Annotated in this window: 8 protein-coding genes; 3 read left to right on the top strand and 5 right to left on the bottom strand. The window is 33.9% G+C overall.

Annotated elements, in window-relative coordinates; genetic code table 11:
• Positions 1-26 precede the first annotated feature (26 nt).
• The 4 genes from WHD54_RS05570 to der form a co-directional block, all read right to left on the bottom strand.
• On the bottom strand, positions 27-533 hold the full coding sequence (locus tag WHD54_RS05570; protein WP_088323971.1) for a peptide-methionine (S)-S-oxide reductase: 507 nt from the start codon (positions 531-533) through the stop codon (positions 27-29).
• Entirely contained in the window at positions 524-1,471 is a 948-nt protein-coding gene (locus WHD54_RS05565; protein ID WP_317043153.1) for an aldo/keto reductase, read from the bottom strand. The genes WHD54_RS05570 and WHD54_RS05565 overlap by 10 nt, the downstream gene beginning before the upstream one ends.
• 12 nt (positions 1,472-1,483) lie before the next feature.
• On the bottom strand, positions 1,484-3,040 hold the full coding sequence (locus tag WHD54_RS05560; protein ID WP_088323972.1) for a protein adenylyltransferase SelO: 1,557 nt from the start codon (positions 3,038-3,040) through the stop codon (positions 1,484-1,486).
• Between the two features lie 183 nt (positions 3,041-3,223).
• Complete coding sequence (gene der, locus WHD54_RS05555; RefSeq protein ID WP_088323973.1) at positions 3,224-4,534, bottom strand: ribosome biogenesis GTPase Der; 1,311 nt, start codon at positions 4,532-4,534, stop codon at positions 3,224-3,226.
• Between the two features lie 80 nt (positions 4,535-4,614).
• On the opposite strand from der, the gene WHD54_RS05550 reads away from it, so the two are divergent.
• Positions 4,615-5,343: an SIMPL domain-containing protein gene (locus WHD54_RS05550; RefSeq protein WP_088323974.1), complete on the top strand. Its 729-nt coding sequence runs from the start codon at positions 4,615-4,617 to the stop codon at positions 5,341-5,343.
• Entirely contained in the window at positions 5,344-5,850 is a 507-nt protein-coding gene (locus WHD54_RS05545; protein ID WP_088323975.1) for a GTP-binding protein, read from the top strand.
• On the opposite strand, the gene WHD54_RS05540 is transcribed toward WHD54_RS05545, so the two are convergent.
• Entirely contained in the window at positions 5,847-7,298 is a 1,452-nt protein-coding gene (locus WHD54_RS05540; protein ID WP_088323976.1) for a thioredoxin-like domain-containing protein, read from the bottom strand. The two genes, WHD54_RS05545 and WHD54_RS05540, sit on opposite strands and share 4 nt — an antisense overlap.
• 188 nt (positions 7,299-7,486) lie before the next feature.
• Between WHD54_RS05540 and WHD54_RS05535 the strand changes: the two genes are divergently transcribed.
• On the top strand, positions 7,487-25,825 hold the full coding sequence (locus WHD54_RS05535) for a gliding motility-associated C-terminal domain-containing protein (protein ID WP_088323977.1): 18,339 nt from the start codon (positions 7,487-7,489) through the stop codon (positions 25,823-25,825).
• Position 25,826: the final 1 nt, after the last annotated feature.

The raw sequence follows: 25,826 nt of genomic DNA, 5'->3' as shown, positions 1-25,826 counted from the left end.
AGAGAGTTTTAGTTGATTTTAGTTAATTAAATTGTGTTTGATATTTTTGACACATTTACGTGGTTAGAAAATGTATTGAGTAGTAACTTTAACTTCGGATTGATGTACGTTTCACAAAATGGTTTTTTAGGATTTTTTAAATAATAGTTCTGAAAAGCTTCGTTAGAGGGTTTAAATTCTTTAAAAGCTAATATTTCTGTAATTATTTTAGCATCGAATTTATTTTGTAATTCTTGTAAAACATGTAAACATTGTTCTTTTTGTGCTGCTGTAAAATAATAAACTGCCGATCTATATTTTTTACGCATAGTGTGTTTACTGGTACTTTTATGGGTTCTTAGATGTATTTCTACCAATACTTCAAGTTCTATTTCAGAGGTAAAGCTTACTATTACAGCTTCAGAAAAAGTATTGTTTTTTCCTTCAGATGCTATAAACCCTTGTTTTACATCTTCTACCCCTTTTAAAGATTGAAAAACAGCTTCTGTACACCAATGACAACCACCACCAAAAGCAATTTTTTTTAATTCCATATTAGTTTTTTTCTTTCATTCCAATAAAAGTCAGCAGTTACTTTAAACTTGTTCAAGCAATTTATTTCATCTTTAGTTAACGAGATATTTAATAATTTTTTGTTTTCTTTAAGTTGGTTTTCGGTACTAGCACCACTTAAAACTGTACTATTAGGTATTGTTTGTGAGCAATACTTTAGTGCAATGGCATCAACCCCAACCTTATATTTTTGTGCTACTTTTTCTAAATAATCATACATTTCTTTGTAGTGCTGGTAGTTTTCATTTCTAAAAATGCGTCCGTTTGCTAGCGCTTCTTTTATTATAATTTGTTTGTTTTGTCGTAATAATTCCTCAGAAATTTCAGACAAACTTTGCTCTAGTAAATTATAAGTAATTTGAAAAACATCAAATAAATAGATATTATTAACTTTTATATCTAAGGCTTTTTTTAGTACTTCTATTTGATTTTTTCCAGTGGTGGTAATTCCTATTTGAAGTTGATATTTTTCTTTTAAATTTGCTAAATAATTTAAGATTTCTGTATTTTCTAAAACTTTAGTTTCTAATGTAGCGGAGTGTATTTGATACACTTTTAAGTAGGGAAGCATTTTTTTAGAAATAGCCCATTGCGCTTTCAGTTTTTGTAAACTATGCTCTTTAACTTCATGAATTTTGGCAGTTGAATTAAACTTTGCAGTATAGGTATAACCCCATTTTGTTCCAATTTCTATGTTTTTATCATTTTTAGTTTGCACCCATTCTAATACTAATTCTTCTGCTAGTCCGTAGCCCGGTGCGGTATCAAAATATCGAATACCTAACTTATAGGCATTTTCTAATACAGCAAAACCTTGTTCTTTAAAAGCATTTAAACTTAAAGGAATATTGTTTTCTGTTTTAATATTTATGTATTGTGGCCTGCCAATTGCTGCAGTTCCTAAGCCTAATTCTATCATTTATTTTATTTTTTAAGAACTACAAGATAGCATTGAGCAACCTATTTTATTTCTAGCCCATTCAGGTCTTTTTGCAAACCATTTTTCATTTTCAGGCTGATTTTCATAGGGTTTTTTCAATAGTTCAAATAGTGTATCTATTAAACTGTAATCTTCTTTATTAGCAGCTTCTATGGCTAGTTGTGCCATATAGTTTCGAAGTACATATTTCGGATTTACAGAGTCCATTTTTTCTTTTCTTTCCTTATCAGATGCCTTTTCTTTTAAAAGCCTTTTAGCATATAGTTCGAACCAAGATTGCCATTTTTCTCTGTATTCTTTTTTTAACTCATTAGGAAAATAAATAGCCTCTTCAAGGAGTTCAATTGCAGTAAACACTTCCTCAAAATCGCTTAGGTTTCTAAAGAAAATTGTCATGTCTGTTTCAATTAATTGTAAGCAATCTTCTAATTCTCGAATCAATTGTATGTCATTAATACCTTCGGTAAACAAGCCTATTTTTGCTTTCATCATTTTAAAAGATTGTTGTTCAAAATCGATTCTATAATGTGCTAAAATTTCCTCAAACGGTTTTGCATCTTCCACCAAAGGATACAAAGCATTTGCTAGTTGATACAAGTTCCAAAGCCCAATATTTGGTTGATTTCCAAAGCGATATCTTTTATTTTGACGATCTGTTGTATTGGGTGTCCATCCGAAATCAAAACCTTCTAACCATCCGTAAGGGCCATAATCTATAGTATACCCTAAAACGGACATATTATCTGTATTCATAACACCATGAACAAAGCCAACACGTTGCCAATTAACTATCATAGAAAGTGTTTTGTTGGTGACTTCTTTAAAGAATTTTATATAAGTCTCTTTAGATGGTTTCCCTAAATAACTAAAGTGATGTTTAATGGTATAATCGGTAAGTATTTTTAAGTTTTTAATATCGTTTCTAGCTGCAAAAATTTCGAAGTTTCCAAAACGCAAAAAAGAAGGAGACACTCTGGCTACAATTGCTCCTTTTTCGTATGCCGGATTTCCATTATACAGCACATCTCGAAGTACTTTATCACCTGTTAAGCTTAAAGATAATGCGCGCGTGGTTGGTATGCCTAAATAATGCATTGCTTCGCTACATAAATACTCTCTTATAGATGAGCGTAATACCGCCAGTCCATCGGCATTTCTAGAATACGGTGTTTCTCCAGCTCCTTTTAATTGAACTTTCCATAGAGATTTTTTGTGCTCAACTTCAAATAAATTGATAGCTCTTCCGTCTCCTAATTGTCCTGCCCAATTGCCAAATTGATGCCCTGCATAACACATTGCATATGGTGTTGTTTTAGGATATATTAAATTTCCAGTAACTATATTTTTAAAAAAATCGGTTTTTGTGTCTTCTCTTGAAATACCAAGACTATTAGCCATTTCATCGGAAACATGAAGTAAGGTTGGCTTTGATGTTTTTTTTGGTTGTACATAAGAAAACACAGCATTTTTTACTTGTCGCCTTGTGTTTTCTGTATTTTTATCTGCTGGAAGTTCTGTTGTAAATGTATTTTTTATATTTAATTTCATAAGGAATTTATCGGTGAAAGAAATAGGTGTTTTTAACCAAGTTATTTCTTAGACGATTTTAAAAATACAACTTATTTGTAGGATTAAAAAATATATGAAATACGATTATTAATTTCAACCTTTTTAAAAAAACAACAGTCAACTAAATTTAGTTGACTGTTGTTAATTTATTGTAAGAGGATATTATTTTTGTCTAAAATAAATGGTAATAGGTACCCCTGAGAAGTTATAAATTTCACGTAGTTTATTTTCTACATATCTTTTATAAGGGTCTCTAACGTATTGTGGTAAGTTACAGAAAAAAGCAAATTGTGGTGTTTGCGTAGGTAATTGCATACAGTATTTAATTTTTACAAACTTTCCTTTTATGGCCGGTGGCGGATAGTTTTTAACAATTTCTAGCATCGTATCATTAAACTTACTTGTAGCAATTTTAGTTTTTCTGTTTTCAAATACGGCTACAGCTGTTTCAATTGCTTTAAACAATCGTTGTTTTGTTAAAGCAGAAATAAATACAATTGGCACATCTGTAAAAGGAGCAATTTGTTCTTTTACTTTTGCCTCGTAATCTCTCATTGTGTTGGTTTCTTTTTCAACTAAATCCCATTTATTAATAAGAATTACTACGCCTTTTCTATTTTTTTCTGCAAGCCAAAATATATTTTGATCTTGTCCTTCGAAGCCTCTTGTTGCATCTACAACCAAAATTATTACATCAGAGTATTCAATAGTTCTTACTGCACGCATAACCGAGTAAAACTCTAAATCTTCTTTAACTTTCGACTTTTTTCGGATACCAGCAGTATCTACCAAATTAAAATCAAAACCAAAACGATTGTATTTTGTATCTATAGAGTCTCTTGTGGTTCCAGCAATATCTGTAACAATATTTCTATCTTCTCCTATTAATGCATTAATAAATGAAGATTTTCCTGCATTTGGTCTTCCAACAACGGCAAACCTTGGCAATTCTTCAGCTGTTAAATCTACCTCTTCAGGAGCTGGCATTTTCTCTGAAATCGCATCTAATAAATCTCCAGTTCCACTACCATTAATAGAAGAAATAGTATGGTAATCTCCCAAACCTAAATTATAAAATTCTACAGCATTTGCAGCACGCATTGCATTGTCTACTTTATTAACAGTAACAAAAATTGGTTTTTTTACTTTTCTAAGAATTTTAGCAACTTCGGCATCCATTGGCGTAATACCTTCTTCTACATCGACCACAAAAACAATAATATCTGCCTCTTCAATTGCTAAATTTACCTGCTTTCTTATTTCTTCTTCAAAAATATCATCAGAACCAATACTATATCCACCAGTATCAATTACAGAAAAATCTTTTCCATTCCAATCAGATTTTCCATAATGTCTGTCTCTTGTAACACCACTCACAGAATCTACAATAGCTTCTCTACGCTGTACTAGTCTATTAAAAAGTGTCGATTTTCCTACATTTGGTCTTCCAACAATGGCAACTATGCTATTCATCTTTGATAAATTTTTTGCAAAGATACAATTTAACATACGATTATTTGTTATAACTTTATTGGGTACTTAAACGAACTATCATGAAAAATAATTTAAATGCCATTGTTTTTTCATTGGCAATAATTCTAGCGGCGTATTTACTTGGTAACGCAATTATAAATAGAAACAGTGGCCAAGGAACAATTTCTGTAACAGGTCTAGGAAATGCAGATTTTACTTCAGACTTAATTGTATGGGAAGGTTCTTTTTCTAGTGAAAGTCTCAATTTAAAAACTGCTTACAATAACTTAGAAAGAGATAAAAAAATAATACATTCTTATTTGTTGTCTAAAGGATTAAAAGAGAGTGAAATTGTTTTTAAGGCTGTAAAAAGCAGAAAAAACCAAAAAGCGTTGTATAAAAACGGAAAGTATGCTGGGGAGCAATTTTTAGGCTATGTTCTTACACAATATTTACAAATCGACTCTAAAAATGTAGAAGAGGTAGCTAAAATTTCTAGACAAATTACGGAGTTGTTAAACAAGGGAATTCAATTTTACTCACAGCCACCAAGGTATTATTATACTAAGTTGGCCGATTTAAAAATAGAAATGATTTCTAAAGCAACAGCAGATGCAAAAGCAAGAGCCGAGAAAATAGCTGAGAATTCTGGTGGAAAATTAGGGCATTTAATTTCTGCTAAAATGGGTATTTTTCAAATTACTGGGCAAAACTCTAAAGAAGACTACTCTTGGGGAGGTACTTTTAATACCTCCTCGAAAGAGAAAACAGCCTCTATAACCATGAAACTAGATTATAAGTCTAAATAAATGTCAGCAATTAAAGAACAGAGAAATAGTGAAATTTTTTTAAGACCTCGATTTTCTATTCAGCTAGAACGTCGAAAAGAGCATGTACTAACTCAATTTAAAGAGGCATTAAATTTAAATACAACAAAACTTAGAGGTACTTTTGTAGACGATCATATTTTTATAAGTGTTCCTAAAAAAGAAGAACATTTTTGGTCGCCACAATTGCAATTAGAACTATTGGAAACCTCAGATAACAAAACGACTATAAAGGGTCTTTTTGGACCTAAACCTCAAGTTTGGACACTTTTTATGTTTGTTCATTTTATTGTTGGTATTTCTTTTTTAGGTTTTTTAGTATTATTATTTACTAGAATTTCACTTGATGAAAGTATTGTGTTACCTATTGTAATGTTACTTTTTTTACCACTTCTTTGGATTTTTCTCTATTTTTTAGGAAAGATTGGCAAGGAAACAGGAAAAGATCAAATGAAAATTTTACACGATTTTGTTGTGCGCAACTGTTAGTTCATTTGCATATAATTTGCCATTATTTGACTGTAGTTCTTAGGATCTATATCTTTAGCAATTATGTTTTTATTTCGATCTAATAAATAAAAAATAGGAGTTTTAGTTACATTATAATGTTGTTGGAAATTTAATTCTTCTTTCGAGTATTTGGTAGATACATTACTTGGCACAAAAACATTTGTCCAGTTATTTAAATTATTTTCTTTAATAAATTTTTGCCATGCACTGTATTCTTTTTCTTTTAAATTTATGGCAAATATTTTAACATCATTTTTAGACCAATTTTTCTTGTAAAGTGTATTCAATTTAGGAAGTTCTACTTTACAATACTCGCAATTAGGGTCCCAAAAAACAAGAATTGTAAAAGTAGCTTTTATGTCATATAAGTTTATTGGTTCTTTATTTTTTGTACTCATATATAAATTTCGACCTTTTTTACCAATTTGGTTGTTCTTTAAAAAATAATAATTTTTTTTAAAGAGTTCTTTCTGAGAGTTTTGCAACCAATTGTGGCTTTTGTCTTTAAAATACTTTTCGTAAAGAGTTACAAAAACCTGGTCGTTTCCCATTTGTTTTGGTGTTATATACTTGTTTAAAATATATAGACTTAAGTATTTAAAAACGTTGCTATTTTCAGGGTCTTTTTGCCTAGATTTTTCTAATATTGATATTGCTTCTTTTGTAATACTTTTAGGGTTTTTTGCAATTAAATAATCTAAATACCCTGTAATTTTTTTCTCTAAAAATGGATTTACAAGTATTCTTTCATCACTAAAATCGATTCCTTTAAAGCAGTTTTCTTTTAAATATAATAAAGAATCTTTCTTAGATTTTAAAACCCTGTTTGCGGGTTTAGAAGAAAAATCATCAATAGGAGCACTTAGTTTTAAAAAGAGAGAAAGTGTGTTGTTATTATTATTTATGTAGTTGTTTTTGTACTCATTAATTTCATGATTCAGTATATCAATACTTTCATAAATGTTTTTACGATCTGCAAATTTTTGAGTAGTGAGTATTTTCTTTTTTAAGAGATTAATTTTGTTATTTTTCTCTAAAGAAAATATGTTTAAATTTTGAAAATCTGTATTTAGAGGAGAATTTAAAATTTGTTGGGCTTCCCCTTTTTGTTTATCTACCTTTATACGAAAGCGTTGTTCATAATCCATTAAAAATTCGAGTTCAATCTCTCGGTTAGTATTTACCAATAGGTAAAGTCCTTCTGTATATTTTTTATTTTTTTTGAATGATAATTCACCGTTATTATTCGCTATTGCAGAGTCTTGCAACATCTTATAATTCCCATAATAACTTACCAAATATACTTTTTTGTTCTTAAAATTATCTGACTGAAAGCTAATTTCAGATTGTGTTTTAGGTATCTTTTTTTGACTGTATCCAAAATTTAAAGAAAGGAATATAAAGATAAGGAGGAAAAATTTAGTCATATCGCCAGATGTTTCTTATTGAATAGATTACATAAAACTTTGCTAAATTAATCAATTTTAATCCAATCAATTAAAGTTTAGTTGTAATAGGTTAATTCAAAAAAATTTAGCACTTAGTTTATTGTGTTGTTAACAATTTTTATATATTTGTTAACAATTAGTATTGATTAATCTTTAGCTAAGAAATAATGAATAGATCCCCCCTGATGAGGTTTGTTTTTACAAGCCTTATACTGCTATTAGTAGCTAAAACTAGTGCGAATACCGTACCTGTATTAGTAAATTCTACACAACCATTAATTGATTTTGTAGAAGAAATTCCCAATCCAAATATTACACGTTTATCTCCAAACACCAATGTGTGTTTAGGAAACCCAATAGTTTTAGAAGTTGAAGTAACTGGTAATGGTACTGTAACGTATTTATGGAAAAAAGATAATATTGATGTATCAGATGGTGTAAGAATAAAAGGATCTTCATCAAATAAATTACAAATAACTAGTTCAACTACCTCGGATGCTGGTAAATATACATGCCAAATTACTGATGCAGACGGTACAGTAACCACCTCAGAAATTGAAGTAGTAGTTACTGAACCTGCATCAAAGCCAAATGTTACTTCACCGGTTAACTATTGTTTAAACGAAACCCCAATAGCACTTGAAGCTTCAGGGACAAATTTAAAATGGTATACAGCAGCTGCTGGTGGTACTTTTAGTGAAGTTGCACCTGTTCCATCGACTGATTTTGCAGGGACTAATTTTTATTACGTTACTCAAACGATAGATGGTTGTGAAAGCGAAAGGTCAGCAATTGAGGTAATAACAAGCCAACTACCAAATGTAACTATTACTGGAGATTTAACTATATGTAAAGGAGAAGAAACTACACTTACTGCAAGCGGGGCAGATTTTTACAATTGGGGAGAGGGTTTTGTTACAACAAACTCCAAAATAGTCTCTCCAAATGCTACTACAACCTACTCAGTTACAGGTAAAGGAGCAGATGGTTGCGAAAAAACTACTAGTTTCACTGTAAATGTTGTAGACAAGCCAACGGTAACAATATCAGCACCCTCAGCAGTAACTTGTTCAGGTAATACAGTTACTTTTTCTCTTTCTGGAACTCCAGAGGCAAATGTTGGTTATACAATTAATAGTGGAGCTTTAAAAAATAAAACATTAGACAATACAGGTAAGGCAAGCATAGTGGTTTCTAATGCCACAACAAATGTTATCGTTTCGTTAGTTTCTGTAAACAATACTGTTTGTAACAATCTAGAGGTTGCAACTACTGTAACGGCTCAAGTAAAAGCTGCTCCGAATGCACCAGAAGTTACTACACCACTCATATATTGCTTAAATGATAATTCAAGTACACTAACTGCAGGCTTAGATACAGGTAATAGCTTAAAGTGGTATAATGAAACAAAAGCATTATTGCCAAGTGCACCAACACCAAATACTTCTGTATCTGGCACCTTTTCTTATTTTGTTAGTCAGGTTAGTGCCAACGGATGCGAGAGTGAGCTTTCCGAAATAGTGGTTATTGTTAATTCAGCACCATCTGCTCCAGTTGTATCAAACAATATACTAAATTATTGTCAATTTGACGCTCCTACACCACTTTCATTTCCATCGTTGAACAACCCAAAAATTTATGATGCTTTAACGGGTGGAAATTTTTTAGGTACTTTTTATGTGCCGGAAACTTCATCTATAGGTACATTTAATTTTTATGTTAGCGAAACTATAAATGGTTGTGAAGGCCCGAGAGCACAAGTAACAGTTACTGTAAAATCAATTCCTGCAGCGCCATCAGTTATTGCTAATATTTTTTATTGTAAGGGAGATACTCCAGATCCACTTTCTGCAGTAACTGCTGTATCTGGAACCTTAAAATGGTATGCAACACCAACTGGAGGAACAGCATCTACAACGCCACCAATAGTAAATACAAATGTTATTGGTACAACTTATTATTATGTAAGTGAAACTAGTAATTTTGGCTGCGAAAGTGCGCGTTCTAAAATTACAGTAAATGTTAATGACATTCCAAATACACCTTCGGTATTTAGTGTTACACAACCTACTTGTACTTTAGCTACTGGTAGTGTAACTTTGAACAACTTGCCATCTGGTAATTGGACGCTAACAAACCTTGCTAATAATAACAAGTATTCAAACAGTGGTACTACTTTTACAATAAATGGATTATTACCAGGATCTTATAGTTTTAAAGTATCAAATGCTATTTGCGATTCTGAACTTACTACTCCAATAACCATAAATAACATCCCAACACAATCGGCACCAATTATAGGAGCCATCGTGCAGCCGGCTGGCACTACAACTACAGGATCTGTAAAACTTTCTGGTTTGCCGACATCAGGCAGCTGGACATTAACCAATACAGCAAACGGAAGTACAATTACTAATTCTGGTGGTAACTTCACCATAAATAATTTATCTGAAGGAACTTATAATTATACCGTTACAAGTGCAGAAGGTTGTATATCAAATCCTTCTTTAAATATTGTAATTGATGCACCTATTCCTACACCAGATGCACCTATTGCAGCTACAAATCAAAATTTTATAATTACCCAAAACCCTACAGTTGCAGACTTAACAATTGCTGGATCTGGTACACCAGTTTGGTATAATTTTAGTTCTGGTGGAACATCTTACAGCGCATCACAACCATTGGTTGATGGAACTACTTATTATGCTGCTCAAGTTGTAAATGGTGTAGAAAGTATTAACCGAACTCCGGTATCAGTTACTATATCTCCTATTTCAGCTGGTGGAGTGTTAACTGGTGGTGGTACAGTTTGTTTTGATTCAGCATATACCTTAACACTAAGTTCATTTACTGGAGCAATTAATTATTGGGAATCCTCTCCAGTAGCAGATTTTGCTACAGGAAATACGGTTATTGCAAACTCTTCAAATACGTTAACAGTTTCAGAAGCTAAAACGTCTTTATATTACAGAGCATTTGTAAAAAGTGGTTCGGCACCTGGTAAGTTTTCTTCATCAGCTTTTGTAGCTGTTGTCCCTCTTTCAAAAGGTGGTGAAATAACACCAACTGTCTCAAGCATCTGTAAAAATGAATTGGGTGGAATACTAACTTTATCTAATGAAGTAGGAAATGTACTAAAGTGGCAAAAGAGTGAAGATAGCGGTGTTAATTGGACAGATGTTTCTAACACAAATACAACACTTACACTACCAAATCTTTCTCTAACAACAAGTTATAGAGCAGTTGTTCAAAACGGAAGTTGTGCAATAGATACGTCAAATCCGGTAACAATTACGGTAAATAATACGCCTTCTATAACCGATATTCCAAATACAATTGTTTGTTTAGGAGATTCGCTAACCTTAGGGCAAGATCCTGTGGCAGGTCATTCTTACTCTTGGTATTCTAATCTGGAAGCAGATCCTACTTTAGCAATTTCAGGTAGGGTTTCGAGTAAAGAAGTTTTTACATTCAATACAGTTACCACACAAACAATTACTTACAGAATTACTAACGACGCTACTGGTTGTTTTGTAGAAGATTCATTTACGGTAGTTACAAAACCACTCCCTGAAGCAAAAGTAATTGCAGATAGCGAAATTTGCGAGGGCGAATCTATTGCTATAGGTAAATCTTCAGTTTTAGGAAATTCTTATTTGTGGTCTAGTGTTCCTGCAGGATTTACATCAACAGTATCAAATCCTACAGTTACTCCATTAGTAACTACTACTTACACATTAGTTGAAACTACACCAAATGGTTGTTCAACTACAAACGAAGTTACCATAACAGTTCAACCAAAGCCTGTAATTTCTATTTTAGGAGCACCAGAAGTTACTATGTGCGAGAAGGATACAGATATTCAATTACAAGCTACTGTTTCTAATTATACTGCAAATTCTTACGAATGGTCTAACATTACTGGAGAGGGTGCTTTTGATGATGTAAATGCTAAAAACCCAACATACCGTCCGAGTGCAAACGATATCAATAGAGGTTTTGTAATAGTTCAACTTAGTGTAACAGGTAGTGGAGATTGTTCTCAAAAATATTCAGAAGAAGTTCTTATTACAATAGATAAAGCTCCTATTGCAAATGCGGGTTCAACAGTAACTACTTGTGGTACTAACTCAGTAGTTTTAGATGCAACTGCTACACTAAATGCTACAAGTTTGGTGTGGGAAAAACCTTTTGGTGTTACAGGTACTTTAGACACTACAGATCCTTACAAACCAGTATTTACACCAAGTGCTACAGACGTAGCAATCGGGGGTACTTTAACTTTTAAATTAAATGCTATTTCTGGTAATTCTTGTAGTACAGATACAGCAAATGTAGAGGTTATAATTACGCCGCCACCGGTAGTAGAAATTGCACCAAATACGGCCACCATTTGTGAAACAGAAAATTATATTTTTTCTTCAACAGATATTACAGTAAATAATACAAACAATACAACTTATTCTTGGAGTAAAGGCACTGGAGATGGAAAATTTACAGATACATCAACACTAGTGCCTACATATATTCCTGGCCCTAATGATATTGCAAATGGTACTGTAACTTTAACATTAAGTGCCTCTGGCAACAGCCCTTGTTCAATTCCAGGAAATGATAGCTTAATCTTAAATATAGAAAAAAAGCCAGTTGTTAACGCAGGACCTGATAATTTAGTATGTAATTCTGGAGCCATAATAGTTTCTGGTGCATCCATACAAAATGCAGGAAATATTTTATGGAAATCTAGTGGTAGTGGTTTTTTTGAAGATGCTACTTTAGAAAATCCAAGATATATTCCTTCTACAACCGATTTAAATAGCACACTAACTTTTACGGTTGAAGTAACACCTACAAGTGGATGTTCATTAGCAAAGGTAACCGATACCGTTTTATATACTATAAATGCAGCACCAACTGTAGATGCGATTGGAAATGCTACTATTTGTGAAACTACTACTAATTATCAATTAAAAGCTACTGTAACTAATAGTTCAGAAATTTTATGGACAACTTCAAACGGAACAGGAACTTTCGACAATAATAGTGTTAATGAACCAATATATACGCCAAGTCTTGGAGATATCGCGCAAGGTTCTGTAACTTTTAAGGTTACTGTAAGTAATGATGGTTGTGCTGATGTTTCTGATGTAACTGTTTTAACCATCCAAAAGAGTCCGACTGCAAACGCAGGTATGGATAAACAAATTTGTCAAGGAGAATCGGTTTCGATTAATGGAACTGTTTCTAATGCAAGTTCTTACAAATGGAGTCATAGTGGTTTAGGAAGCTTGGTAGATGATGAAACACTAACACCAACATATATTTCCTCTCCAACAGAATCTGGTAAAGTAATTTTAACACTTAGAGCCAATGCTAAATCTCCTTGTGGAAGTTTTGTAGACTCGCAAATGAGTATTTTTATTACCGCAGAACCTTCTGTTAATGCTGGTACAGACGCCACTATTTGTGAAAATGACTCATTTACTGTGAGTTCCGCAAATAGCTTAAACACTAGTGGAATACAATGGTCTTCGGATGGTGATGGAACTTTTCAGACAGGTTCAGATACTACGTTAACGCCTACCTACATTCCGGGTACTAATGATAAAAATGTTGGAAAAGTAATTTTAACCATGACGGGTATTAAAAATGCGCCTTGTAATATGGATGCAAAAGATGCCATGGAACTTACTATTAATAAAATTCCTACGATTAACGTAATTACACCAAACGTAGATTTATGTGTTGATACAGCAACTTTTCAAATAGCAGATATAGTTATAGATCATTACGATACACTACTTTGGGAAACATCAGGAACCGGAAATTTTGGTGGTTTAGAAGCAACACCTAAACCTATTTACTATCCAACTCCTGCAGATTATGAACAAGGTGCTGTAACGTTAACTCTTACAGCTTCTAGAAACCCATTAAATTGTAATACTTCTGCATCTGCAACGATAGTTTTAAATTTTAAAGAAAAACCTATTGTAGATGCTGGACCAATTTCGGCAGAGGTTTGTGAAGGATTTTCATACAACACAAAAGCATTAGCATCAGAAAGTAATACTGCGGTGCTTTCTTGGTCATCAGATGGTACAGGAACCTGGTCTTCTCCAACACCTAATAGTTTAGATGAAACGTACACTCCATCGTCAGCCGATTTCGATAGAGGTTTTGTAAATCTTACGTTACAGGGTAAAGCAATGGCACCATGTACAGATATTGTAACAGATGTAATTCGATTAGATTTACAAAAAATGCCAGTTATTACGGTTCCAACTGCTGCAGAAGTATGTGCAACTGAAAATTCATACGCTATTGGAGGTGTTTCTATTTCTCCGGCGACTGCTTTTGATGCAACATCAGTAAAATGGGAAACTTCAGGAACAGGTACTTTCAGTCCTTCAGGAGATGCTCTAAATCCTATTTACAATCCTTCATCAGCAGATATCGCTGCTGGAAATGTTACCCTATCGATTTCGGTAGATCCTCTAGTACCATGTGCTACAACTGTTACCGAAAGTTTTGTTTTAAATATTACTCCAAAACCAATTGTAAACGCCGGAATTTCATTAACCGAGTGTGACGTTCCATTTCAAATTACAACTGCTAGCTTTACCAATACTACAGTAGATAGAATTGAATGGACCAACGGAACCAGCGATGGAACATTTGATGCTGATAATATAATAGATCCAATTTATACACCAGGTAGTGCAGATTTAGCAGCTGGTTTTGTAGAGTTAACTTTAACAGGATATGCCAAAGGAAGTTGTACTGAAAATATGATTTCAAAAACTACAATTACTTTTGTATCATCTCCAAAAGTTACAGTGGTTACTCCTCAGAATATCATTTGCGAGAATGATGTTAATGTTACAATATTAGGAACTAGTGTTACTGATGAAAAGAGTTTACTTTGGACTTCTAATACCGGAACAAGTATTGGAAATCCAACAACATTAAGTCCGTTAATTACCCCAAGTGCAGCAGATATTTCTAACGGATTTGTGGAGCTAACACTTACCGCTACTCCAAATTCTCCTTGTGGAAAAGATGTTACAGAAACGGTAAGAATTCCGATTCAGAAATCACCAGTTATAGACCCAGGTGCTTCTCAAGAAATTTGTGAAGGAGCTGTTATTGTTACTTCAGATGCTACAGCTAGTAATGTTACTAATTTGGTTTGGTCTAATAATGGAGGTGATGGTAAGTTTACCACATCAATTACAAATCCTGTGGCAGAATACCAGCCTGGACCAACAGAAATTGCCAACGGAATTGTAGAACTAGTATTAACTGCAGATGCAGTTTCTCCTTGTGTAGGTACTATTAGTAAATCGGTAAACCATAGTATCACAAAAAATCCGATAGTAACTTTTACAGAAAATGAACAAACAATCTGTGCTTCAGAACCAAGTTTTACAGTACCCGCAAGTTTTGTAACTGTTACAAATTTAAGTTCTGTGGCCACTTACAGTTGGTCTACTTCTGGAAATGTGGCGAACTTAACAGGAGCCAATACTTTAACACCAACGTATGCACCAACATTGGCAGATATAGCTGCGGGCTTTGTAAACTTAACACTTACGGTGAACCCGAAATCTCCTTGTTCGAATCAACTTGTAAAAACTCTCAAATTAAATATAGCCCCAAAAGCAACAATTTCATTTACAGATGATGGTTTTTTCTGCGAAGGAACACCAAAAACACTTTCTGCTGAATTTCAAAATCATGATGCAAGTACCATAAGATGGTCTATAGTAAGTGGAACAGGAACTCTTTCTGGAGCCAACACAGAAACTGCTGTTTATACACCAGCAGCAGATAGCGAAACGGTTACATTAAAAATAAGTGTTCAAGGCAATGGTGTTTGTAATGAGGTTATCGAAAAAGAATTTACGATGGCTACAGTAAAAACTCCTGTAGTTACTATGAGTACTACTGAGACTACTGTTTGCAGCACACAAGCAACGTATAACTTAACAGGAAATTCTACAGTTAATCCATTAGATACTGTACTTTGGACTAAAGTAAGTCCTGTAGAAACGGGTAATTTTTCAGATCCTAGAGTACTAAATCCTTCTTACACATTTAGCGCAGCAGATATATCTAATGGTTTTGTAATATTAAGACTTACAGCTACAAGCGCTGCTCCATGTGAAAAGACAGATTATGAAGAAATAAAAATTACTATAGACAAAGCACCAACAGCAACAATTACATCACCTGCAATTGTTTGTGAAGGAGAACCATATATAGCTACTGTTTCTAACCCTGATGGCAATATAATATCTTGGACTGAAGTAAACGGAAATCATGGATCTTTTGTATCAGGTAGCTCAGATACAGCTACTTTTAATCAATTATCTGGAAACAAAGAAAATTTTGAAATTCAATTAACGAGTACTTCAACAAATAATTGTGCTACTAAAGTTGAAACAATAATTGTTCAAGTAGTTCCAAAACCGACTATTACTATACAAAATAATTCACAACAAAACTGCAGTACCGAAACTTTTACTATTAGTGGAGTTACTGTAAATAATGCTGCGAGTATTATATGGACGGTAGATGGTTCTGGAAGTAGTGATGGTTTTAGTAATCCAACAGAAGAAAATCCAACTTTTACTCCAACACCTGCTCAACTTACAGCAGGTCAGGTAGTGCTTAGAGTTACAGCAAATGCAGTACCTACTTGTGGCTCATCTTTTGATGTTTCGGATACTATTACACTAAATTTTGACCCAGCACATGAAGTAAGTTTTACAGCGCCTAGCTCTATTTGTGAAAACGATAGTATTTCTCTTGTTGGGTTGGCACCAAATTCTTCAAGTATTTCTTGGTCTTCGAGTAGTACTACTGCAACTATTGGTTTTTCTAAGCCTACCGATTTAAACAGTACCTACACACCTTCTGCATTAGATATCAGCTTAGGAAAAGTAACACTTACTCTTACCGGAATTTCTAACACTAACTGTCCGGTAGCAACTAGTTCTGTAGAGGTTCTTATAGAAAAACAACCTATTGCAAATGCGGGTGCGCCTGTAACTATTTGTGAAAACACACCAGAATACCAAGTAAATGATGCATCTGCCTCTAATTATGATGTTTCAGACGCAAATGCAATTAATTGGACTATAATTGGAAATGCAACAATAAAAGCAGGCACAGAAAATACGTTAAATCCTATTGTAGTACCAAATGCAAATTCTTCAGGAATATTGCTATTAACGTTACAAGTAAATGGTTTCAGTTCTTGTAATACTGTTGTTACAGACACTAAAGAAATAAAGGTAGCAGCAAGTCCGGTTGTAGCAATTCCAGTTACAAAAACTATTTGTGAAGGAGAATCTTTAACCTTATCAAATTCAGAGGTCTCTGTTTCTAATGCAGCTAATATTTTATGGAGCTCATCAAATGGCTTAGGAACATTTACGCCAAGTAACACTGCGGCTACAATTTATACTCCTGATGAAGGGCAAACTGGTTTGGTAGATTTAATTATAAAGGTAAATGAAGGAAACGGTGTTTGTGCAACGGTTTCTAAAGCAATGCAACTAAATATAGTTCCTAAACCTACTGTAAATGCAGGAACTGGAGGTACAATTTGTGTTACAGATACTTTTACAGTTTCTGATGCTTCATTAGCCAATTATTCAAATTATACTTGGAGTATAAGCGGACCAGCAAAAATTATTTCAGGAGCCAATTCTTTAACACCAGTTATTGCTTCTGATGCAGGAGCTACAGGCACAGCTATTGTTACATTAACGGCCTTTGGAAATTCACCATGTGGACTTACCGTTTCAGATTCTTTTAACATAGCTATCAACCCAGCTCCACAAGTAGATGCTGGTTTAGACGCAATTTTATGTGAAGGAACTGCTTCTTATCAACTAGAAGGAACTAGTATTCAAGGAGATTCTTCTACTACATATTCTTGGTCTACCAATGGAAATGGAACATTACAAACCACCTCTAATCCGTTAAAGCCAATATATATTCCAGTATCAACAGATTTTAATTCGGCTTCTGGTAGCAAGGAAATTACTTTTACATTAACGGCAATTTCTAACAATGGTTGTACCGATGCTACAGACAATGTTGTTGTAACTGCAATTGCCAAACCAATTGTAAATGCAGGAAACGATATTTTTGATATTTGCGAGCAAACAAGTATAGTATTAAGCAATGCAGTTGCTAGTAACTACAGTTCAATTTCATGGTCAACTAGTGGTAATGGAACGTTTGATTATTCGAGTAGTACTATAAATCCTACATACATATTGGGTTCTGATGATACTACATCAGTTACATTAACTTTATCGGCTTTACCAAATACTAATTGCACGCAAACACCAGTTTCAGATTCGATGGTTATTAACCTCAATCAGAACAGCTCACTTACCCTAGATACTAGTGAAGTAACGATGTGTGGAGAAACATTTACGTTACCAGATTTGATTACGCTAAATAATGCTAAAAGTATATTATGGACTAACGTTACTGGAGCTTCAGGAGCTATTGGTGCTCTAACCAATGCAACAACAGAAACTCCAACATTTACACCATCGGCTGCTGAAATTGCCAACGGATTTGTTTTGTTAAAAGTAACTACGCAACCAGAAGATGGATGTAGTAATATAGTTTCTGAAACTGTAAAAGTTATTTTACAGCCAAAGGCTGATGTTGAAGCAGGAGACGACCTAAGTTTTTGCGCAGGAGAGGAAATTATAATAAACAATAATAATGCCTCTGTGTTACATAGTTCAGTTTACAGGTGGTCTCACAACGGAAAAGGAAAAATAGATCCATCAACAATTAATTCTTTAAATCCTAGGTATATTCCGAGTTCAAATGAATCAGGAACTATAGAATTTACTTTAACAGCAAACAACGAATCTCCTTGTTTAGGCTCCGTTTCAGACAATGTAGAAATTACTATTAAGCCACAACCAACCATAACTCTTGGACCAGATTTTTCTACTTGTGAAGGAACTACTATCAATATTTTAAATGCGGAAGCAACCAATGTAGATGTTATTTCTTGGTCTAGTTCCCAAAATAACGATGGCACTTCAGCCGCTTCCTATGTATCAGGTAGTTTTAATGATCCTAACACCATCAATCCAACCTATACACCTTCTCAAGATGATATAGATTTGGGGTATGTATATTTAAATGTAATTGCCTCTAATTCAGCCTGTGGAACAACAGTTTCCGAAGTATTAAAAGTAACTATTTCTGAAGGAGTAGGTGTTTTTGCTGGAGCAAATTCAGCTATTTGTGAAAATGAATCCTACAAACTAGATGGAGCAACATCAAATACCACAGATGTAATTTGGTCTGCAGCACAGAATAGTAATGGCGTGTCTTTGTCTACTTATCAACCCGGAACTTTTTCAAATGAAACAAGTATCAATCCGAAGTATACACCAAGTATAGATGATATAGCCAGAGGTTTTGTGTATTTAACTATTAAAGGAACAGGTGCCACAACTTGTTCAACTAAAACACATACGTTAAAACTTACCATCATAAAAAACCCAACAGTAACCGCTAGTGATATAGAGATGTGTGTTATAAATACTACTGGAATCGCCCTAAATGGTTCAGGTACTAATTATAAAAATTTGTCTTGGAGTATTGTAAGTGGTCCTGGTAAAATTATTGCAGGGAAATATTATTCAGATTTGACCTCAGATATTACCACAAATCAAATAGCAAGATTACGATTAGTAGCCACGCCTTTAAGTGATTGTGGAACAAATGCTGTTCAGGAAATAAGTGTAAATATTCAACCATTACCAACTGTAGATGCAGGTGATGATGGTGCTGCTTGTTATATACCAGGTCAGTCAATAGCACCTTTTACAATATCTAATACTAAAGTATTGAACGCAAGTGCTTTTAATTGGTCTACAAACGGAGCAGATTCGGGTAATTTTACTACGGGAAGTACGGTAGTTTACGAATCTTACAGTGATGAATGTGTAAAAGAAGTTTTAACCTTAACCGCAACAGGAGAGGGTGCTTGTAGTGCAGAAACAGTTTCAGACTCAGTTATTTTTACAGTTAATTGTGCTGTTCCAACTTTAGGAAGTATTACTGGAGATGCTACTGTTTGTCAAGAAACTTCAGGAGTTTCTTATTCCGTGCCTTTTAATCCGAATGTAAATACTTATAATTGGCAAGTGCCAACAGGAGCAACAATTGTTTCAGGAGAGGGAACCAATGCTATAACTGTTAATTATGGAAACGCTGCCATATCTGGTACTGTTTCTGTAAATGGTGTTAGTGGTTGCGGAAGTAGTGCTACAGAAAGTTTGGTAGTTACCGTAAATGATGTACCTACAGCAGCCGTAGTTTCTGGAGCTCAAAAGGTATGTGTAGGAACTACAGAAACATATACAGCATCTACAATAGACAATGCTATTTCATACAAATGGACTTTGCCAGATGGTTCTACAACAGAAACGACAACAAATACATTATCTTATCTATTTTCTACTAGTGCCGTTTCTGGAAACATTACAGTAACAGGAAGAAATTCTTGTGGACTAGGAGTAACTTCGCCACCATTAGCAATTAATGTTTCATCTCCTTCTATTTTAACAAGTACAAAAACACCAACTGCAATTTGTGGTGATGAAACTTTTACGTACTCTCCAACTGCAACTATTTTAGGTAGTAGTTTTTCATGGAAAAGGGCAGCAATAACTGGAATTGCAAATGCAGCTAGTTCGGGAGTTGGTATAATTGATGAAGTATTAACCAATATAAGTAGCTCAACTATTCCGGTACAATATGAAATTACTACCACTTCGCCAAGCGGATGTGAGAGTACAGAAATAGTTACAGTAAATGTGTATGCTGTGCCACGTTTAACTTCTGCCAATTCAAGTGTAGCAATATGTTCTGGAGATGAATTTATATATGATCCTACAGCAAGCGAAACAGGAGTTATAAATTGGAGTAGAGCAAGTGTTGCAGGTATTGATGAGGCAGGTTCATCTGGAACAAACCTGATAAAAGAGACTTTAACAAATACTACTAACAGTCCTGTTATTGTTACTTATAGTTTAACACTTCCGAAAAATAGTAATGGATGCTCAGGAAATCCTATTTCTTTTGATGTAATTGTAAACCCTACACCAAAAGTTACTCCTGTAGTTTCTCAGAACTATTGTGCTGGAGAAAATGTAAATGTAAGTTTTTCATCTCCTAATTTAGGAGGAAATTTAAAATATAGATGGACAAATAACAATACAACTATTGGTTTAGCTGCTAATGGAATAAGTACTAACTTATCTTTTATCGCATCAAACTCAACAAATAATAGTCAGGTTGCCACTATAGAAGTAACACCAATTTTTGAAAATGGAGGTGTAAGCTGTGAAGGTTTAAAAGAATCATTTACAATTACTGTAAACCCGAAAGGACAAGTAGCACCAATAATTTCTCAGATTGTTTGTGATGGTGATGTAACATCGCCAATAGATTTTACCACTTCAGGTTTAGGTTCGAACACTACTTATAAATGGCAAAATTCAAATACTAGCATTGGTTTAAGTGCTAGTGGAGAAGGGAATATTCCTGCTTTTACGGCACTTAATAATGGAACCACAAAAGAGGTAGCGACTATAATTGTTACTCCTTATTTTGATGATAATGGTATTTTATGTGCAGGAGAAGACAAAACATTTACGATTACTGTAAATCCTGAAGCTAAAGTAACGAATCCAGGAAGTTTAGTAACCTGTAACGGTGCTAATTTCGAATATACATTCTCGAGTCCGATTTCAACAGGAACGGTTACTTATACATGGGAAAATAACAATACAGCTATTGGTTTAAATTCTTCAGGAACTCAAAGTAAACTTGAGTTTGCCGCAGTAAATAATTCATTATTCCCAATAACGGCAGAAATAAAAGTTACGCCTACTTATTCAAACGGAGGCGTAAGTTGTGTTGGTAATCAAGAGGTATTTACTATAACAGTAAATCCATCGGCAGATGTTAACAACCCATCAGATAAAGTAGTATGCTCAAATAGTTTTACAGCTCCTATTGTTTTTACTTCAACAAATAATGCTGGAGCTACAACTTATAAATGGATAAATAGCGATTCTTCCATAGGTTTACCAACATCTGGAGTAGGAAATATCAATCCGTTTTTAGCAACAAACACTACAAATAGTCCAAAAACGGCAACTATTCGCGTAACCCCATTTTATAATAATGGCGGTGCAAGTTGTGAGGGACCAAGTAAAGAATTTACCATAACAGTAAATCCATCAGCATCTTTAAATCAGCCAGTTTCTCAAACTGTATGCAATGGAGAACCTTTTAATTTTACAACATTTACTACAGATAATTTAGGAGGAAATACAACATATACTTGGACTAATAGTAATATATCTATTGGCTTACCAAGTTCGGGTATTGGAAATATTTCATCATTTACTGCTATAAATAACACAGCAACGCCACAAATAGCAACTATAGAAGTAACGCCAACATATACTAGTAATGGTGTTACTTGCAGTGGTTTGGTAAAAACGTTTACACTTACTGTAAATCCATCAGCAAAAGTAATACCACCAGCATCAAAAGCGGTATGTAATAACGAAGAGGTTAGTAAAATTATTTTTAACTCGCCAAATACGTTAGGAACCACTTCTTATAGCTGGACAAATAACAATACCTCTATTGGTTTAGGGGCAAATGGTATAGGAAATATACCGGCATTTACAGCGGTAAATAATGGTTTATCTCCTATTACAGCAACAATTACTGTTACTCCAACTTTTACGTATAACGGAGTAACGTGTGTAGGAACTTCAGAAGATTTTACCATCACTGTAAATCCAAGTGCCGATATAGTACAACCTGCAGATTTAGCAGTTTGTAATGGTCAAGTAGTTTCGAGTGTAAGTTTTAATTCTAACAATTCTGGTGGTTTGGTAACTTATGTTTGGGAAAACGACAACCCTTCTATTGGTTTAGCTGTAAGCGATTCTGGAAATTTACCATCTTTTACTGCAATTAATAATGGGGTAACACCAGAAATAGCTACTATTAAGGTTACAGCGTTGTACGAGAACTCAGGAAAAGTGTGTTCAACTGCTAAGAGCTTTAAAATTACAGTAAACTCTAGCCCTTCAGCTACAGTTACTGGATTAAATAATTATTCGGTTTGTCAGAACGAAACTGCGCCAGTAATTACCTTTTTAGGCTCAGACGGAGTTGCACCGTATACATTTGAATATCAAATTAACGGAGGTGCTATTCAACAAGTATCTTCTATTGGGACTTCAAATTTTGCCACTGTTGTTATACCTACAGCAAATTTTGGAACAAAAGAAATTACATTATTAACAGTAAAAGATGCAAGTAATACAGCTTGCAGTTCTACCAATATTACATTGCCAAATAAGGCTTTTGTAGAAATAGAACAGAAAGGAGCAATTTTACCACAAGATGCTAGCACAATAAATCAGATTTTATGTGAGCAAACACCATTAAATCCTATTGTTTTTTCTATAGAAGGTGCAGCAAAAAGTGCCTTTGTAACGGGACTCCCTTCCGGAATTACAGCAAACTATAACGATGCTTCAAAAACACTCACTATTAGTGGTCAACCTAGAAGTACAGGTGTATTTAATTATACAGTACATACTGCAGGTTCTATAAATGGATGTGATTCTACGTTTGAAGGAAGTATAGAGGTAAAATCTGATGACGTTATAACCGAATTAACACCAGAAGTAATCAACCAAGACTTATGCGCTTGTGAAACGATAACACCAATTTCATTCAATTTAGGGGGTGGAGCCACTGGTGGAGATGTAACATTTACTTCGAATATACCATCGGGAATTGTTTGGTCTATAGATTCTAATATTTTAACTATTTCTGGAAGTTCTTGTGATGAAGGTACTTTTAATTATACTGTTAATTCATATGGAATTTGTGAGGGTACCTCTGTAGAGGGAACTCTAAAAATTAGTAAAACATCTGAAGTTAGTTTAGCAACTGCAAATGCGAATATAGAAGTTTGTGAAGGCAGCGCTATAGCAACGCCAATAAAATTTGAAACATCTTCTAGCACAGATACACTGGTAATATCTCCGAGCACACCAAACGGAATTACTTTTAATCCAACCACTGGTATTTTATCTGGTACACCAACCGAAGCAGGTGTTTATAATTATACAGTTACCACTAGTTCTGGCTGTAGCAATGCGTTGTCTGGAACAGTAACGGTAAATTCTGCTCAAGAATTAACCTACATTTCTGGAAATCTCGATCAGATATCTTGTTTAAACTCACCTTTAGATGCAATATCCTATGCAGCTAGTAACAGTGTTACAGATGTTTCGATTGTACCTTCGTTGCCAGAAGGGATAGATTATACTTTAAATGCTGGAATTTTAACAATTTCAGGTACACCAACATCTGCAACAAGTATTCCGCAAAACTATACCATAACCACCGTCGGAACTTGTGGAACATCAGTTGTAGAAAACTTTAAATTAGAAGTTAGAAAAGAGGCTACCATTACCGTTTTAAGTGATGCAGAAACGATAGAGCAATCTATTTGTCAGTCAACAGAAATTACACCAATTAAATTTACAATTGGTGGAAGTGCTACCGGTATTGAAGTGTTAAATTTACCTGACAATTTAACGGTAACATTAGATTCAGCAACAGGAGTTTATACCATAGAAGGAGCACCAATTGGTTTTGGTACTTTTAATTTTTCAGTTACAACTACTGGTTGCGCAGTAACACAATTATTTGCGGTAACAAATATCAATTCTAATGTTTCTATAGATTTAACATCTGCACCTGAAACAGATAATCAACAATTATGTCAAACGAATTTTAATGTACCAATTACCCCAATAGTTTATAATGTTGTTGGTGCAACAGATGTTCAAGTTTCAGATTTACCAGCAGGCATAAGTTCTGTTTTTGATGCCAGTTCAGGAGAACTAACAATTTCTGGAATTCCAACTAGTTCTGGTATTTTTAATTATGCAATTTCTACTTCGCCATGTAGCGTAATAAAAACGGGAATACTTAAAATAGGAACACCAATTTCTGTAACCAATGAGCAAGTAACACAACTTTCTTGTTTTAATTCAAACGACGGTGCAATTTCTGTAACTCTAAATGGTGGTGTTCAATCCGACAGTGGTTTGTATGCTATAAAATGGTCGGGTCCTAATGGTTTTATGGAAAATAAAACAACTATTTCTGGACTGTTGCCAGGTACTTATACACTTTCTGGAACAGATGCTATTGGTTGTGAAATACCTATAAAAACCTATGTTATAGAAGAAGTAAGTCCTGTAAAAGTAAGTTTACTTTCATCGACCAATCAAAGCTGTAATGGAACTTTGGGATGTGCTAATTTCGATTTTAGTGGAGGTTCAGGAATATATGAAGGTTTTAAACTTCAATTTTTAAATCCGGTTACAGAGAATTTAGAAAATGTTTCGGTGGCAAATAATAATTATTTCAATGTTTGTAACCTAAAAGCAGGTGCTTATTACATGACAGCTACAGATAGCAAAGGCTGTTCTTCAGAACCTTTTTCTTTTACAATTAACGATTTTAGTTCTTTAAGTATTAGTTCGGTAGATTTAGATGAAGATTTATGTGCTGGAAACCCAGGAAATATAAGAGTTCAAGTAGCGAGTTTAGACCCAAGTTTATCTTTTTACTACAATGATGTTCTGGTAGTATCAGAATTTATAGGCAATAAAACCTATAAATTATCTATTAACAATCCTACATCACCAACGGCAGAATTAAAGGTGAAAAATGATCAAGATTGTTGGGTTACAGAAACGATAAATACCACAATTACAGACCCAACATTTGAATACACCTCTTTAGGTTTAGAAAGCTATGGTTCTGTTGATGTAAACGAAACAGTAACATTTACCAACGGTGTAGATTTAGAAGATATACCAAGAGACTATAAATATATAGTTTGGGATTTTGGAGATAATACACCATTTAAAGTCTTTTTTAATCCAGAAGATTTGATTCCGAATTCTCAAGGAAATAGTTTTAAAACTGTTTTTCATACTTATAAAATAGACGGAATTTACAATGTTAGTTTAACTGTTTATAATAGCGCAGGTTGTTCTAAAACTGTTTCTGAACTTATAAGTGTTGGGCGTGGTGCAAGTATTATGCCACCAAATGCTTTTTCTCCTAATAACGATAGAATTAATGATGTGTTTAGACCACTTTTAGTAGGAGTTTCTACAGTTTCTATGTACATATATGACAATTGGGGGAATGTAGTATATGAGGTTTCTTCGGAAGTAGAAAGTTTACCAGAAGATTGGGGTTGGAACGGAATACAGAAAGGACAAGATGTTCCTGTAAAAGGCACCTATAGGTATTTTATAAAAGCAACTTCTATTAGAGGAGAAAAATTAGAAAAAACAGGACAATTGTTACTGATAAATTAAA

It is taken from the genome of Polaribacter tangerinus (assembly GCF_038024095.1).
Lineage (GTDB): Bacteria > Bacteroidota > Bacteroidia > Flavobacteriales > Flavobacteriaceae > Polaribacter > Polaribacter tangerinus.
This window is presented reverse-complemented; position numbering and strand designations above follow the sequence as displayed.

Bases quoted from the DNA above. Each gene is read 5' to 3' on its own strand.
- WHD54_RS05570 (WP_088323971.1), bottom strand. From the start codon at position 533: ATGGAATTAAAAAAAATTGCTTTTGGTGGTGGTTGTCATTGGTGTACA.
- WHD54_RS05565 (WP_317043153.1), bottom strand. From the start codon at position 1,471: ATGATAGAATTAGGCTTAGGAACTGCAGCAATTGGCAGGCCACAATAC.
- WHD54_RS05560 (WP_088323972.1), bottom strand. From the start codon at position 3,040: ATGAAATTAAATATAAAAAATACATTTACAACAGAACTTCCAGCAGAT.
- der (WP_088323973.1), bottom strand. From the start codon at position 4,534: ATGAATAGCATAGTTGCCATTGTTGGAAGACCAAATGTAGGAAAATCG.
- WHD54_RS05550 (WP_088323974.1), top strand. From the start codon at position 4,615: ATGAAAAATAATTTAAATGCCATTGTTTTTTCATTGGCAATAATTCTA.
- WHD54_RS05545 (WP_088323975.1), top strand. From the start codon at position 5,344: ATGTCAGCAATTAAAGAACAGAGAAATAGTGAAATTTTTTTAAGACCT.
- WHD54_RS05540 (WP_088323976.1), bottom strand. From the start codon at position 7,298: ATGACTAAATTTTTCCTCCTTATCTTTATATTCCTTTCTTTAAATTTT.
- WHD54_RS05535 (WP_088323977.1), top strand. From the start codon at position 7,487: ATGAATAGATCCCCCCTGATGAGGTTTGTTTTTACAAGCCTTATACTG.